Annotated in this window: 9 protein-coding genes and 1 pseudogene; 4 read left to right on the top strand and 6 right to left on the bottom strand. The window is 64.3% G+C overall.

From position 1 onward, the window contains the following. Positions 1 to 59: 59 nt before the first annotated feature. The 4 genes from GJ695_RS25610 to GJ695_RS25595 all read right to left on the bottom strand — a co-directional run bounded on the left by GJ695_RS25610 (position 60) and on the right by GJ695_RS25595 (position 7,867). The gene (locus GJ695_RS25610; protein ID WP_371866604.1) at positions 60 to 2,102 is read right to left on the bottom strand and encodes a glycoside hydrolase family 97 protein; all 2,043 of its coding nucleotides are present in this window, start codon (positions 2,100 to 2,102) and stop codon (positions 60 to 62) included. Between the two features lie 9 nt (positions 2,103 to 2,111). Continuing rightward, positions 2,112 to 3,611 carry a tryptophan halogenase family protein gene (locus GJ695_RS25605; RefSeq protein ID WP_154369815.1) on the bottom strand — a complete coding sequence of 500 codons (1,500 nt, stop codon included), beginning with the start codon at positions 3,609 to 3,611 and terminating at the stop codon, positions 2,112 to 2,114. Further along, positions 3,612 to 4,970: an alpha-amylase family glycosyl hydrolase gene (locus GJ695_RS25600; RefSeq protein WP_154369813.1), complete on the bottom strand. Its 1,359-nt coding sequence runs from the start codon at positions 4,968 to 4,970 to the stop codon at positions 3,612 to 3,614. Positions 4,971 to 5,032: 62 nt separating this feature from the next. Next, positions 5,033 to 7,867, bottom strand: a complete 2,835-nt coding sequence (locus tag GJ695_RS25595; RefSeq protein ID WP_154369811.1) for a TonB-dependent receptor — start codon at positions 7,865 to 7,867, stop codon at positions 5,033 to 5,035. A 206-nt stretch (positions 7,868 to 8,073) separates the two neighbouring features. On the opposite strand from GJ695_RS25595, the gene GJ695_RS25590 reads away from it, so the two are divergent. Then, positions 8,074 to 8,718 carry a response regulator transcription factor gene (locus GJ695_RS25590; protein ID WP_229260650.1) on the top strand — a complete coding sequence of 215 codons (645 nt, stop codon included), beginning with the start codon at positions 8,074 to 8,076 and terminating at the stop codon, positions 8,716 to 8,718. Continuing rightward, positions 8,711 to 10,081 (top strand): sensor histidine kinase, encoded by a 1,371-nt coding sequence (locus GJ695_RS25585; RefSeq protein WP_154369807.1) that lies wholly within the window; start codon positions 8,711 to 8,713, stop codon positions 10,079 to 10,081. The genes GJ695_RS25590 and GJ695_RS25585 overlap by 8 nt, the downstream gene beginning before the upstream one ends. A 70-nt stretch (positions 10,082 to 10,151) precedes the next feature. On the opposite strand, the gene acpA is transcribed toward GJ695_RS25585, so the two are convergent. Further along, positions 10,152 to 12,293 (bottom strand): acid phosphatase, encoded by a 2,142-nt coding sequence (gene acpA, locus GJ695_RS25580; protein WP_229261302.1) that lies wholly within the window; start codon positions 12,291 to 12,293, stop codon positions 10,152 to 10,154. A gap of 138 nt (positions 12,294 to 12,431) precedes the next feature. On the opposite strand from acpA, the gene GJ695_RS25575 reads away from it, so the two are divergent. Beyond that, positions 12,432 to 13,715: a cytochrome-c peroxidase gene (locus tag GJ695_RS25575; RefSeq protein ID WP_154369805.1), complete on the top strand. Its 1,284-nt coding sequence runs from the start codon at positions 12,432 to 12,434 to the stop codon at positions 13,713 to 13,715. 6 nt (positions 13,716 to 13,721) lie between these two features. Here GJ695_RS25575 and GJ695_RS25570 read toward each other — a convergent pair whose 3' ends face one another. Next, on the bottom strand, positions 13,722 to 14,360 hold the full coding sequence (locus GJ695_RS25570) for a DJ-1/PfpI family protein (protein ID WP_154369803.1): 639 nt from the start codon (positions 14,358 to 14,360) through the stop codon (positions 13,722 to 13,724). A gap of 80 nt (positions 14,361 to 14,440) precedes the next feature. Here GJ695_RS25570 and GJ695_RS25565 point away from each other — a divergent pair. Then, positions 14,441 to 14,676, top strand: a pseudogene (locus GJ695_RS25565) (GlxA family transcriptional regulator); the annotation flags it as partial.

The following is a 14,676-nucleotide window of genomic DNA, read 5'->3' as shown; positions in this document are numbered from 1 at the left end:
GCGTTACCACTTAGGGGTCTGACCCCGTACGGGGTCAGACCCCACCTGGCCGTGCGGGTTTACTGCGGCGTGAAGCGAATCGCCTGGCCGCCGCCAGGTGCGAGCTTCAATTGCAGAACCGTCGCGGCAGTGACGGTCTGTTTTTCGATGACGATATCGAAACGGTGGCTGTTCCGATAATCCGCCTGCTCGCCATCGCGATAAATCTCCGCCACATAGCGCTTGCCCGGATCAAGGAACGTCAACGCCAATGGCAGCGTGCGCGCCGTGCCATCAGTGATCGAACCCACATACCAGTTATCCGAATGCCGATCCTTGCGCGCGATGGTCGCATACTCGCCCATCGCGCCATGCAGCACACGCGTATCCGCCCAATCCGTCGGCACATCCTTGATGAACTTGAACGGACCCGGATACTTCTCATAGTTCTCCATCAAATCCGCCGCCATCACAATCGGCGAGTAGATCACGACGAAGCTGGCCAACTGCTTCGCCTGCGTCGAATTAATCGGCCGTCCCTTCACGCCTTCCAGACTCAGAATACCCGGCGTGTAATCCATCGGCCCACTCAGCATGCGCGTAAACACCAGATTCACCTCATGATCAACGCTGTTGATCGGATTGCCCCAGGCGTTGTATTCCATCCCGCGGGCACCCTCGCGCGAAATCCAGTTCGGGTACGTGCGACGCAAGCCGGTATCCTTCACCGGTTCATGCGTATCGATCGCCAGCTTGTAGCGCGCCGCTTCGGTCACTGCCTTCAGATAATGACGCACGCCTTCCTGTGAGTCGGTATAGCCAAAGTGCGTGCCACCATCAGCGCTGGGGAAGATCGCCTCGCCGCCATCCGTCACATAGCCGGACTTGATGCTGTCCACGCCCAGCTTCGCATACAGCTGGTAGCCCGCATCCATCTGCTGCTCATAGCGCGCGACATTGCCGCCGGTCTCGTGGTGGCCGATCAGGCGCACGCCCTTTTGCTGCGCATAGGCGCTCAACGCCGGCAGATCAAAGTCCGGATACGATTGCGTAAAGCTGAACGACGATCCGCTACCCGACCAGTTGCCATCCCATCCCAGGTTCCAGCCCTCAACCAGCACGCCACGGAAGCCATTGCGCGCGGCGAAGTCGATATAGCGCTTGGTATTGGCGGTAGTGGCGCCATGTTTGGCGCCTGATCCCCAGGTGCTATTCTCAAGATGCATCTCCCACCACACGCCGACAAACTTCGACGGATGTACCCACGACACGTCGCCCAGTTTATTCGGCTCGTTCAGGTTCAGCACCAGATCCGACATGTACAAGCCGGCCGCGTTGTCGGCAATCTGCATGGTGCGCCACGGCGTGGTGAACGCGCCATGGCGTTCGACCGGCGCGCCATAGGCCGACGGCGTCAGATGCGCGCGCAGCTTCTGGCCATCGACCTTGCGCAGCCACATCGACGCGTAATCCACCAATGCCGCCTCGTGGAACGCGATATGCGTGCCGTCTTCGGTGCGGATGGTCAGTGGCGTATTCGCCATGCCCACTTCGGCCAGCGGCGTCTTGCGGATCGAGTATTCCAGCGCCGCCTTCTCGCCCGCTTCCTGCCACCACGCGGTGGCCTTCGGCGCGACGACGAACTCGGTCAGCTCGTCGCTGATGCGCGTGTCCGGCAACTCCGGCTGATCCGGGAACTCGTAGCGGAAGCCTACACCATCGTCGAACACGCGGAACACCACAGCCAGGCGGCGGTTGTTCAACTCCTTCTGCACCAGCTCCAGCCGCAGCTCCTGATAGTGGTTGCGCACGTAGCGGCGCTCTCCCCACGGCTGTTCCCACGTGTCGTCATGATCGGATGTGGTCTTTTTAGCCAGCGTGAAGCCAATGTCCAATTGCGGCGCGTTGGCCAGCAGGAAGCCCAGCTTCGACGAGGCGATCAGCGGCTTGCCGTTGCGTTGCACGGCATAGGCGATGTGGCCGCCGTCGTCGCGCTCCACCGCCACGCTGATCGCATGGTTGGGCGACGACACGGTGCCCAGCACCTCATCGGCATGCGCGGTCGCGCCCAGCAGCATGCAGGCGGCGGCGATCAAGCGGACCTGTAGGGAATTGATATGCACAGATACTCCTTATTTGGCCGCGCAGCGCGCCTTGATGTAGGCGGCGTGCGACGGCATTTGATTGACACACTGGCCGATCACCGAGGCGATATCGCCCAGGTAGTCGGCAACTTCTTTTTCTTCCATCAGGTCCGCCAGCGGATGATGGCCTTCCACCGGGACACGCTGCCCTTGCAGCACCTGCAGCCAGCCCACTTCCGCAAACAGCTCGTTGTCGTTGCGGACGATGCGCCCGCGCGAGCGCCACAAGTCCATCTTGGCGCGTAGCGTGTCGGGAATGTCCATGGTGCGCACGTAGTTCCAGAACGGCGTGTCATCGCGTTCGGTGGCGTGGTAGTGCAGGATGATGAAGTCGCGGATGCGCTCCACTTCGAAATCGCACTGGCGGTTGAACTCCGCCACGTCCGCCGCGCTGAAGCCGCGATCCGGGAAGAAGGTGATCAGGCGCGCGATGGTCGACTGGATCAGGTGGATGCTGGTCGATTCCAGCGGCTCCAGGAAGCCGGACGACAGGCCGACCGCCACCACGTTCTTGTTCCATACCTGCTTGCGTTTGCCGGCGGTGAAGCGCAGCAGCTTGGGCTCGGCCAGCGGCCGGCCATCCAGGTTTGCCATCAGCAGCGCGCGCGCCGCCTCGTCGTTCATGAACTTTGACGAATATACATGGCCGTTGCCGGTGCGGTGTTGCAGGCCGATGCGCCATTGCCAGCCGGCCGGCCGCGCGGTGGCGCGCGTGTACGGCAGCAGCTCGCCGGACAGCTCGCACGGCACCGCCCACGCGCGGTCGCACGGCAGCCAGTGCGACCAGTCCTCAAAGCCGGTGTGCAGCGCCTGTTCGATCAGCAGGCCACGGAAGCCGGAGCAGTCGATGAACAATTCGCCGCCAATCAGATCGCCGTTCTCCATACGCACCGCGTCGACATGGCCGTCCGAAGCGCGCGTCAGCGCATCGACCACCTTGCCCTCGATGCGGCGCACGCCTTTGGCCTCGCTGTACTGGCGCAGGTAGCGCGCATACAGGCCAGCGTCCAGGTGGAAGGCGTGGACGATATCGCCCAGCGGCGAGTTGCCGTGCGAGCGGTCGGCGCGCATGAATTTTCCGGCCTTGGCGGCCATGCGGTTGATCGAGTAGTTTTCGATATCCGGCGCCTTGCCCGCCTGCTGCAGGCGCAGCCAGTACTGGTAGAACGGCAGCGTCGCCAGATCCTGGCCGAAGATGCCGAAGCCGTGCATATAGCTGTCGCCGACGCGACCCCAGTCGTTGAATTCGATGCCCAGCTTGAAGGTGGCCTGCGTGGCGCGCATGAATTCATCTTCGTCGATGCCCAGCACCGTGTTGAACAACTTGATCATCGGGATGGTCGATTCGCCGACGCCGACGGTGCCGATATCGTCCGACTCGATCAGGGTCAGCTTCACCTTGTCGCCAAGGACGCGCGACAACGCGGCCGCCGTCATCCAGCCGGCCGTGCCGCCGCCGACGATTACTACCTGCTTGATGGTCTCCATCTAGTCTGCCTTTATCATTATTTTGTAGCTCCACGGCGCCATGTCGAACCGCGTATCGCTGTCCACTGTCAGCGCCGCGCCGGTGCTGAAGTCGCGGTAGCGGCCGACGTGCAGGTCGTCGCGGAAGCTGGCCTGCACCGGCTGCGCGCTCAGGTTGAACACCGCAAATACCTTGTCCCTGGCATTCTGCCGCACAAAGCTGAACACCTGCTTCGGCGCGTTGTTCGGCACCTGCTCCATGGTGGCGCCCCATTCGCCATTCCACAGCGCGGTATTCTGCTTTTTGAGAGCCAGCAGCCTGGTGTACAGCGCGGTGTAGGGCGACGCCTGCCACTGTAGCGCATCGCGCTCGAAGAAGGCCAGCCGCTTGCGGTTGCCGGCTTCCTGGCCGTTGTAAATCAGCGGCATGCCTTCGCTGACGAAGGAGAACACGATGGCCGCATCCACCGCCGGGCCGAAAATCTCGAATTCGGTCCCTTCCCACGCATTCTTGTCATGGTTGGTGGTGTACAGCATGCGGTAGGCCTGCTTGGGATAAAACTTCTGGTTCCAGGCGTAGTAGGTGTAGAGCGAGGTGGCGTCGGTCTTGCCGTCGGCGACCGCATGCAGCGCGTCCCACCAGGTCCAGGCGTAGGTGGCGTCGAAGGCTTTGGCGTGCATGTCGCGGCTTTCCCATTCGGCCAGCAGGAACACCGGCTTGATGGCGCGCAGCTCGGCCGCCGCGTTGTCCCAGAAGTCCTGCGGCACCAGGCCGGCCGCGTCGACGCGGTAGCCGTCGATGCCGACATCGCGCACCCAGTAGCGCAGCGCCTCGGTCATGTAGCGGCGCAGCGCCGGCTGGCTGTAATCGAGGTCGATGATGTCGTCCCAGTCGTACCACGGGGTCGGATGCGGCTTGCCGTGGCGGTCCTTCTCGTACCATTCCGGATGGCTGGCGTACATCACGCTGTCCCACGAGGTATGGTTGCCGACCCAGTCGAGGATCACGTGCAGGCCCAGGCCATGCGCCGCATCGACAAAGTGGCGGAACTCGGCCAGCGTGCCGAATTCCGGATTGACGGCCAGGTAGTCGCGTACCGCATACGGGCTGCCCAGCGAGCCTTTGCGTTTCGCCTCGCCGATGGGATGAATGGGCATCAGCCACAGGATGTCGACGCCCAGCGCCTTCAGGCGCGGCAGCTCGCGCTCGGCGGCGCGGAAGGTGCCCTCGGGCGTGAACTGGCGGGTGTTGATCTGGTAGATGCTGGCGTTTTTGGTCCATTCGGCGTGCTGGAACTGGACGTAGGGCGCGGGCTGGTAAGGATCGGCCGCGTGGGCGGCGCCGCAGAACGCCAGCGCCATCAGAAGAAATTTGATCATGACATCTCAATAAAAAAACCGGATGGCCCGTGAGGGGACGGGACATCCGGGCAAAGCACCGCTTAAAACTTGTAGTTGAGGCCAAACGTGTAGGTGCGTCCGTATACCACCTTGTTGGTGATCTGGTTAGGATCGGAGGTGTACTCCTGGAACGGCGTGTTGGTCCAGTTATGCCCTTGCAGGAACACCGATGCACCTTTCAGCCAGCCCTGCTGGAACTCGTAGGACGCCTGCAAATCCACGATGGTCTCGCCTTTGATGAAGGTGAACTGCGAATCGCTGCGGTAGTCCAGGATCTGGCCGACAAAACTGGAGCGGCGGTGCGCGGCCCACGCCAGTTGCAGGCCGTGGTTTTCATAGTAGACGCGCAAGCTGCTGACGTTCTTCGACAGTCCCGGCAAACCGATCTCCGACACCGAACCATTGAACACCGGCGCATTCGACGGCGACACGAAGCCGCTGGTCGGCAGCCTCACCGAACTGTCGGTGAACGAGTAGTTGGCGGCGATGCCGAAGCCGTCCAGCCACTGCGTGGCCAGCGCGAACGGCAGGTTCAGCGCCAGCTCGTAGCCGTGCATATTGCCGCCGTTGCCGTTCTGCGGCATGGTCAGGAAGCCGATGGTGGAACCGGCGTATGGCCCGGTGGTCGGCAGCGGCGTGGTGGCGCTGGTGTAAGGCTTGAAGTCAAACTGCATCGGCGCGTTGATGATGTAGTTGTCCAGCTTCTTGTAAAACGCCGCCGCGCTGATGTAGCCCTTCTTGCCGAAGTATTTTTCATACGACAGGTCGAGCGAGCGCGCCTGGTACGGCTTCAGTTGCGGATTGCCCGCGAAGCCGGTCAGCGCCGGCGCCAGCGAGGTCGAATTCTGCACCGAGAAGTCCATGCCGGCCTTCATGTTGTCCAGATTGGCGCGCGAGATCTGCTTGCCGGCGCCGAAGCGCAGTTTTTGCTCATAACCGAGGTCGAAGGCGATGTTCAGGCTTGGCAGCACGTTGGTGTAGCTGGTACCGTCGCTGCGTACCTTGTACGGGCAGGTCTCCACCGTGATGCCGGTGCAGTTGGCCAGGTCGACCTGGTTGCCGGTGGCTTCCTGCCTGGTGTGCACCACCTGCAGGCCGAAGTTGCCGCTGTACGGCAGCGATCCCACGTTGCCGTCGAGGTCCGCCATCGCATACACGGTGGCGACTTTCTCGCCGACGGTCCAGTCGCGCGCCAGCACGGTGGAATCAACCCAGCGGTTGATGTCGTAGATGGTGCCCAGCGTGCCGGTCGGATCGAAGGACGCGACCATGATGCCGGAGGCGCCGGCCATCTCGCTGCCGGTGCCCGGCATGGCGGCGCTGGCGTAACCGTCGCCGCCCTTGACCGACAGCCGGCCTTCCTGGCCGGTGCGCGACTTGTCGCGCTTGGTGAAGTTGGCGCCGAAGTGGGCGTTGGCGATCGGCCCCCAATCCAGCTCGCGGTGCGCGGTGATGCGCACGGCGTTGACGGTGTCGTCGATGGTCGGCAGCGCCACATAGCCGGCCTGCGGCGAGTTCGGTCCGCCGCCCCAGCCGTCAACGTCGGTCAGCAGCGCCACCTTGCGGTCGGCGTAGTTCAGGCTTGGCGTGTATTTGACGTCCGAGAAGTTGGTGCCGTTGAAGCCCGTGTAGCTCACGGATCCCAGTTGCGAGGCCGGCGTGTTGCCAGGCTGGCCGGCGGTGGTTTCGTAATTGGAGATGTTCTTGACGCCGTGCGAGTGCGACAGGTCGGCCTCCAGCTTCCACTGCTCGTCGAGTTTGAGCTCGTTGTTCCAGCCGATCGACATCAGCCGGTCCTTGGCGCCGTACAGGTGGTTGCGGACGTCGGCCTTGTAGTTGCTGACGGTGCCGCTGGTGGCGATGCCGTTGGCCACCACCGCGTTCGACAGCACGCCGTTCGGATCGTACAGGCCGGTGCTGCCGGCCACCGCGCCTTCGATGCCGGTTTTCTTGGTGGTCTCGTCGCCGCGCGAGTAGAACACGTCCAGCGTTGAGCGGAAGTTCTGGTTCGGCTTGTATTGCAGGGTCAGCGCCGCGCCGTCGCGGTCGCTCTTGCGGCGCGAGGTTTCGGCCAGGAAGCCGGACGGCACCTTGGCCGTGCCGCCGTTGTAGGCCATGTCGGTGGTGCCGCCGCCCCAGCTGTCGAATTTCAGTTCGCCGCCGTTGTCTTCCTTGAACTTGGTCAGGCCCAGCGACAGGCCGATGGTGCGGTTGGCGAACTGGTCGACGTAGCTGAAGGTGGTGCGGTGGCCGGAGCCGAGGTCGGAACCGGAGTCGAAGCCGATGCGTTCCTTGCGCACCGAGGCCGCCAGCACGCGCTGGCTGAAGTCCAGCGGACGCAGGGTGCGCAGGTCGATGGTCGAGGCCAGGCCCTGGCCCATCAGGCTGGCGTCCGGCGTCTTGTACACCAGGACCGAGCCGGTCAGCTCGGACGGGAACAGGTCGAACTCGGGGCTGCGGGCGTCGCTGGTGGAGGCCTGCTCGCGGCCGTTGAGCAGCGCGCCGTTGAAGCTCGGCGACAGGCCGCGCACCGAGACGTCGGTGGCTTTGCCGTTGGTCTTGTTGCGCTGCGTGGTGACGCCCGACAGGCGCGAGATCGACTCGGCCACGGTGTTGTCGGGCAGCTTGCCGATGTCTTCGGCGGAAATCGCCTCGACGATGGAGGACGAATTCTTCTTCATCGAGATCGCCTCCTCGATGCCGCGGCGGATGCCGGCCACGGTGACGGTAGCCAGTTCGCCCTCAACCGGCTTGGCGGCGGCAGGTGGCGTGGTGGTGTCGTCGGCTTGTTGTGCGTGGCTGGCGCCGGCGGCGCCGAGCAGCAGCGCGCACGCCGCCGCCACCGGCCGGAGCCGGAACAGATTGCTGTTGGTCATATGTCTCCCTTAATTATTGTGCTTGCAGGGCGGATGTTGTAACAGCACTAAAAACGGGTCAACGACGGCGCGTTGGCGGTCTGAAGAAAGCCTGAAGGTTGGCGTGCAAGTGACTGATTTGCCTGCATTTGGCAAGTTGTGGCGTTTTGCCTACGTCGGCGTACTTTAACTACAAAGCGCGCTACACTTCCCGCATGAAAATTCTGATGATCGAAGACGACCTGGCCATCGGCCGCGCGCTGCTGGCGGTGTTCCAGGATGAGGGCCACCTGGTGGTGTGGCTGCGGCTGGCCGACGGCGTGCTGGCCCGTTTGCAGGCCGAGACGTTCGATGCGGTGCTGCTGGATCTTGGCCTGCCGGATGGCGATGGCGCGGAGCTGCTGCGCCAACTGCGCGCGGCCGGCCAGAGCTTGCCGGTGCTGATCATGACGGCGCGCGACAGCTTGCAGGACCGGCTCAACGGCTTCAACACCGGCGCCGACGATTACCTGATCAAGCCGTTCGAGATTCCCGAACTGCTGGCGCGGCTGCGCGCGATCGTGCGGCGCGCCAACGGCAATGCGGATGGCGGCTGGAGCTTCGGCGAACTGGTGCTCGATGAGAGCCGCATGCTGGTCACGCGCGCCGGCGCACCGGTGGCGTTGTCGCGCACCGAGTTTGCGTTGCTGCTGGCTCTGGTGAAGGAGTCAGGCCGGGTGCTGACGCGCGCCGAGCTGGAACAGGGCGTGTTGCCGCACAGCGAAGGGCAGACTCTGGATGTGCATATCTCCAACCTGCGTAAGAAGATCGGCGAACGGCTGATCCGCACCGTGCGCGGCGTGGGCTACATGGCGCAGAAGCCGCATGAATAAGCCCTCCTCACTGTTCCGCCGGCTGATGCTGGGCTTTACCGGCGTGATTGCTCTGGTGGCGTTGGTTGGCTTTACCTACGTCGCTATTGAGGCGAAGATCACGCAGGCGGCGCGGACCGCCAGCGAGAACGCCGCCCATACGCGGGAAGTGCTGCTGCATTTGAGCGAGATTGCGGACGACCGTGTGCGCATCGCGCGGGCGGCGGCTTCGCTGGAGGATGTTCGGCGGGCCATGTTCCACGATCTGGACTACCACTCGCGCGTGCGGCTGCGCGTCTGGCAGCACGGCGCGCTGGTGTACAACTCGTTGCCGGCCTTGCCCGAGGTGTTGCCGGCGCCGGGCAGCGCGGCGGCGCGGCAGGCCAATGCCTGGGCGGTGACGGTGGCGCGCGATGATGCCAATGGCCTGGTGGTCGAGCGCAGTCACGAGATCGATGATGAGTGGATGCTGAGTTTTTCCGGCGTGAGTTTTTTGCTGTCGTCGACCATTTTCAGTTTGCCCTTGCTGCTGTTGCCGGCGTGGCTGATTGTCGGGATTGGCTTGAAGCCGTTGCGGTCGATTGCCGAGCAGATCGAGGCGCGTGCGGTGTCGGATCTGACGGCGCTGCCGGATTCCAAGTATCGCGAACTGTCGCCGCTGATCGATGCGATCAACCGGCTGATGGCGCGATTGAGCCAGCGCATCGAGCGCGAGCATGAGTTTTTGACCGATGCGGCGCATGAGTTGAAGACGCCGCTGGCGGCGATTCAGATCAATGCGCACTTGTTGTTGAGCCGTAGCGTGGCGGACAACCCCGAGCGCAGCGCCGAGGCAGGGCAGGGCCTGCGCGATGGTGTGGCGCGGGCGACGCATATGGTGCATCAGCTGCTGGCGTTCGAACGGGCGCGGGCGGAACCGAGCGCGGAGCCGTTGCCGCAGACGGACTTGTGTGGTTTTGTGCGCAGCCGGCTGGCGTCGGCGGCGCCGCTGGCGATGGCGCGTGGGATCGAGCTGGAATTCCAGTCGGCGGCGGCATGTAGCATGGCGGTGCATGTGGAAAGCATGGCGGCGTTGCTGGATAACCTGATCAGCAATGCGATCAAGTATTCGCCGGAGGGCGGACGGATTGTGGTGCGGCTGGAGGAGGATGGGGACGGTTATCGGCTGACGATTGCCGATCAGGGACCGGGCATCGCGCCGGCGTTGCAGCAGAAAGTGTTTGAGCGGTTTTACCGGGTGCCGGGGCAGGAGCAGAGTGGCAGCGGCTTGGGGTTGGCGATTGCCGAGCGGGCGGCGGAGCGGAATGGTGGGACGATAACCCTGTCCCACGGGAACGACGGTGAAGGACTGATTGTCACCGTCGTTCTACCCCGCACGCTTTAGCCACGGCCTCAGCGTTACCACTTAGGGGTCTGACCCCGCATGGGGTCAGACCCCAGCTGGCCGTGCGGGTTTATTCCTGTGGCGTCAAAGCAAGCGCGCCACTAAAGTCCCCCATCGGCTTGGCGCCATTTGCCGCCAAGGCCTTGTCGCGCACCGTCAAACCATCCAGCACTGGCAGGTTGAAGCGGTGGGTAATCGCGCGCAGGATCGACGCCGAGTCATACTGGGTATGGTCAACCGAACCCTTCTTCACGAACGGCGACACAATGATCGCCGGCACGCGGGTGCCTGGACCCCAACGGTCGCCCTTCGGTGGCGAGGCGTGGTCGTAGAAGCCGCCGTTTTCATCGTAGGTCACGATGACCAGCATGTTCTTCCACTGCGGGCTCTTCTTCAGCTTGGCAATCACATCAGCGATGTGGGCATCACCATCCGCCACCGACGCATAACCGGCGTGCTGGTTCAGGTTACCTTGCGGCTTGTAGAAGGCCACTGGCGGCAGCGTGCCGGCGGCGGCATCCGCCACGAACTGGGTGTCGTAGTCCTTCAAGTGGGCTGCACGGTAGGCCGCGTTCTTCACCGGATCCATATTGGCGAAGAAGTTGAACGGCTGGTGGTGGAACTGGAAGTTAGGCGGATTGGCAAACGCGCCGCGGTTGGCCGAGGTGGCGTTGGCGGTGGTGCTGTTCCAGGCGCCGGCGTACCAGGCCCAATCGATGTTTTTGCTGGTCAGCATATCACCGATGTTTTTCTGCGTCTGCGGCGGCAGGGTGGTGGCCTTGGTCGTGTCGGCATACAGGTGGGTGCTGTCGTCGGCGGCTGGCGCGTTGCTGCTTGGCTGGAAGGCCGGCTGCATGGTGTTGACCGCGTAGAACATGCCGGTCGAATCCGCTGGCGTCAGGGTGCTGTCGTTGGCGTAGGTCTGTGCGCCGTTCAGTACGCTGGTCGGCGAGGTGGCCGCTGGCGTCAGGCGGACGAAGTTGCCCTTGCTGTCCAGATCGATCTTCGAGATCGAACCGGCGGCCACCGACTTGTCGGCGTTCGGGTATTGCGGCGCGCAGGCGCAGATCAGGTACTGGTGGGTCAGGAAGGAACCGCCGAAGGCGCCGATGAACAGGTTGTCGGCCAGCGCGTATTGCTTGGCGATGTCCCACATCTTCATCTTGCTGCCGTCGTAGTAGCCCATGCTCAGGCCGCCAGCGTCCGAGTACAGGGCGAACTTGTCGTTGGCGCCGCCGTTGATCTGCATCTGGTTGTTGTAGAAGCGGTGCACCAGGTCGCGCGTGATGACCGATTGCGGCATGGCGATCGGGCTGTTCACGTCGTCGATCTGGAATGGCTTGTTCGGCAGGTTGGCCGATTGCGCCTGGGTGATCACCAGGCTCTGGCCGGCGGCGGTCATGCCGCCCCAGGTCGGTGGCAGCACCGGCAGGGTGCTGTTGTCGACATCCTTCTGCGCCACGTAGCCGCCGGTCGAGGTCGGGTTCACGCCCGGCACGCCGTTGGCGCCTGGGAACAGGCCGTACAGATTGTCGAAGCCGCGGTTTTCCGCGTAGATCACGACGATGTTCTTGATGTTGCCCAGCGCGGCGCCGGCGCTGATGGCGTTGGCCACGTCGGCGTTGGCGCTCTGCGTGCCGGCGGCGGCGATGACCGAGGTGAAGGTGTCGTTTTCCGACTTCAGCTTGGCCTGGTCGTCGCCCGAGACCTTATTGACGTCGGCCAGCAGGTTGCTTTCCGAAACGCCGATGCGCGCTGCCAGTTGGGCGCTGGCCTTGGCGAAGTCGCCGCCGTTGGCGTCCATGATGGCGGTCAGCTCGGTGCTGATGGCGTCGATGATGCCGGTGTGGCCGTTCGGTGCGCGGAACACCAGCTTCTGCGTGACCTTGGTGCCGGCGTCGCCCAGCGCATCGTGGCGGATGGCGTCGGTGCCGACGGTGACCAGCAGCGCGCCGCTGCTGGCGCCGGTCACTTTGAAGGTGCCGTCGGCGGCGGTGCGCACGCTGCCCGAGCTGCTGTCGCAGGTCAGCTTGGCGCTGCTGCTCTCCAGGCAGACCACGGCGTTTTCATAATAGCTGCCGACCACCTGGCCGGACAGGGTAGGCACATCGCCATCGGACGAGCTGCCGCAGGCGACCAGGCCAGCGCCGACGCCGGCTGCCAGCAACAGCAGCGGCAACGGGCGCAGCGCCATATTGAGTGTAGTTTTCATCTTCTTGCCTTGAGGGTGGTGGGTGAAAGCCGCTCATGCTATTTAGCAAATATGTCAGGACGATGAAATGTTTGAAGCGCAAAAGTATCGTTTTGTATCTGTCATGTAGCTGTCATGCCGCTTTGCTACGCTGCGCGCATGAAAATTATTTATACAGTTGCCGTGGTGGCCGCTGCCTTGCTCAGCGCCTGCCAGCCGAAATCGCCGCCCGCCGCCGCCGCCGCTTCCGCCAGCGCTGCCGCCGCATCAGCCGATGCGCCGCGCGCCGCCTATGCGCCGATGGCCGGCCGCCGTCCGACCGTGCCCGAACTGACCGCGCTGGGCCGCGCCATGTTCAACGAGCCGGCGCTGTCGGCCTCCGGCAAGCTGGCCTGCGCCAGTTGCCACAGCCCGGACAATGCCTACAGCCCCAACAACAATCTGGCGGCCCAGCTGGGCGGCGCCGACGGCAAGACCGAAGGCACGCGCGCGGCGCCGTCGCTGCGCTACATCCAGAACGCGCCCGCCTTCAGCGAGCACTACCACGATGACGACGGCGACGACAGTGTCGACGCCGGCCCGACCGGCGGCCACAACTGGGACGGCCGCGCGCAGTCGGCCCACGAGCAGGCGCTGGGGCCGCTGCTGTCGGCGCACGAGATGGGCAACAAGGATGAGGCGGCGGTGCTGGCCAACCTGCGCGCCAGTCCGCTGGCGGCGCAGTTCCGCAAAGTGTATGGCGAGGATATTTTCGAGCGGCCGAACGCCGCCATGCAGGGCGCGCTGATGGCGCTGGAAGTGTTCCAGGAAAGCCCGACCGACTTCTACCCGTACAACAGCAAGTACGACGCCTTCCTGCGCAAGCAGACCACGCTGAGTGCGCAGGAGCTGCGCGGGCTGCGGCTGTTCAACGACGAGACCAAGGGCAATTGCGCGTCCTGCCACATCAGCCAGATTTCGCCGGGCGGCGTGTTCCCGCAGTTCACCGACTACGGCCTGATCAACATCGGCGTGCCGCGCAACCGCAAGCTGCTGGCCAACGCCGATCCACAGTACTACGACCTCGGCCTGTGCGGCCCGGACCGTACCGACCTCAAGGACCACAAGGAATACTGCGGCGCCTTCAAGACGCCGTCGCTGCGCAACGTCGCGCTGCGCAAGGCCTACTTCCACAACGGCAGTTTCACCAGCCTGACCGAGGTGGTGCGTTTCTACGCCACGCGCGACACCGCGCCGATGAAGTGGTACAAGCAGCGCAAGTTCGACGACCAGCCGGCCGGGCTGGACGCCAACGTCAACGTGGAAGCCCCGTTCGGCGGCAAGCCCGGCGACAAGCCGCTGCTCAACGAAAGCGAAATCGCCGACATCGTCGCCTTCCTCAAAACCCTCACCGACGGCTACTCCGGGGTCAGGTCCCCCAATTCAACACGGGCACAGCAGTAACGTTGACTACGGCCGGGTTTGTGTAGAAATGGGGGACCTGACCCCGGAGGTTTGCCAGTCGTAGTCCATCTGGCGGGCGGTGCGTTCGGCCAGCGCCTGGCCGGCGAGGCGGGCGACCAGGTGCAGCGACATGTCGATGCCGGCGGAGATGCCGGCCGAGGTGACGATGCGGCCGGTGTCGATCCAGCGCCGGCCGCCCTCGACCCGCACCTGCGGCCAGCCGGCGCGCAGGTCGTCCAGGTCTTCCCAGTGGGTGGTGGCGGGCAGGCCGTCGAGCAGACCGGCTTCGGCCAGCAGCAGGGCGCCGGTGCAGACCGAGGCCGTCAGTTCTGCGCGGCCGGCCGTGGCCGAAATCCAGGCGGTGACTTCCGGCCGCGCCAGCTCGGCAGTCACCACGCCGCCCGGCACGATCAGCACATCGATGGGGCCGGCGTCGTCGAACGTGGCTTCCGGATGCAGGACCAGCCCGGCACGGGCGCGCACGGCGGCGTCGCCGGCGCCGATGGTGCGCACGGCGAATGGCGGCGGCGCGTCCGGCGCCAGCTTGCCGGCCACCCGGGCGGCGCAGGTGAAGACTTCGTAGGGGCCGGCAAAGTCCAGTACTTCAACGTTGTCGAATATGTAAATACCGATGGTGCGCGTCATCCCGTCCTCCCGAGTTGGATGCGGTATCGTCGCATGACGGCGGTTGACATAAATGACGCTCATGGTTGAATATCTGCCACATGACGCCCATCCCTATCTGGCTGCTGGTCTATCCGGGCTTTTTGCTGCTGGACGCCACCGGTCCCGCCCAGGTCTTTTCCACCGCGAATGACGAGGCGCGCGACGCCGGCTTGCCGCCGCCTTATCAAATCAATATGGTCGCCGCCGAACCCGGCCTGGTGATGTCGACCGCCGGCGTCGCGCTGCAGGCGGCGGCGCTGCCCGATCCGGCCGCGCTGGCCGGCGCCACCCTGGT

The organism is Duganella alba (assembly GCF_009674495.1).
In the GTDB taxonomy this organism is placed as follows: Bacteria; Pseudomonadota; Gammaproteobacteria; order Burkholderiales; family Burkholderiaceae_D; genus Rugamonas; species Rugamonas alba.
Note: the sequence above shows the minus strand (reverse complement) of the source record. Positions and strands in the feature narration are given on the sequence as shown.

Bases quoted from the DNA above. Each gene is read 5' to 3' on its own strand.
- GJ695_RS25605 (WP_154369815.1), bottom strand. From the start codon at position 3,611: ATGGAGACCATCAAGCAGGTAGTAATCGTCGGCGGCGGCACGGCCGGC.
- GJ695_RS25600 (WP_154369813.1), bottom strand. From the start codon at position 4,970: ATGATCAAATTTCTTCTGATGGCGCTGGCGTTCTGCGGCGCCGCCCAC.
- GJ695_RS25595 (WP_154369811.1), bottom strand. From the start codon at position 7,867: ATGACCAACAGCAATCTGTTCCGGCTCCGGCCGGTGGCGGCGGCGTGC.
- GJ695_RS25590 (WP_229260650.1), top strand. From the start codon at position 8,074: ATGATCGAAGACGACCTGGCCATCGGCCGCGCGCTGCTGGCGGTGTTC.
- GJ695_RS25585 (WP_154369807.1), top strand. From the start codon at position 8,711: ATGAATAAGCCCTCCTCACTGTTCCGCCGGCTGATGCTGGGCTTTACC.
- acpA (WP_229261302.1), bottom strand. From the start codon at position 12,293: ATGAAAACTACACTCAATATGGCGCTGCGCCCGTTGCCGCTGCTGTTG.
- GJ695_RS25575 (WP_154369805.1), top strand. From the start codon at position 12,432: ATGAAAATTATTTATACAGTTGCCGTGGTGGCCGCTGCCTTGCTCAGC.
- GJ695_RS25570 (WP_154369803.1), bottom strand. From the start codon at position 14,360: ATGACGCGCACCATCGGTATTTACATATTCGACAACGTTGAAGTACTG.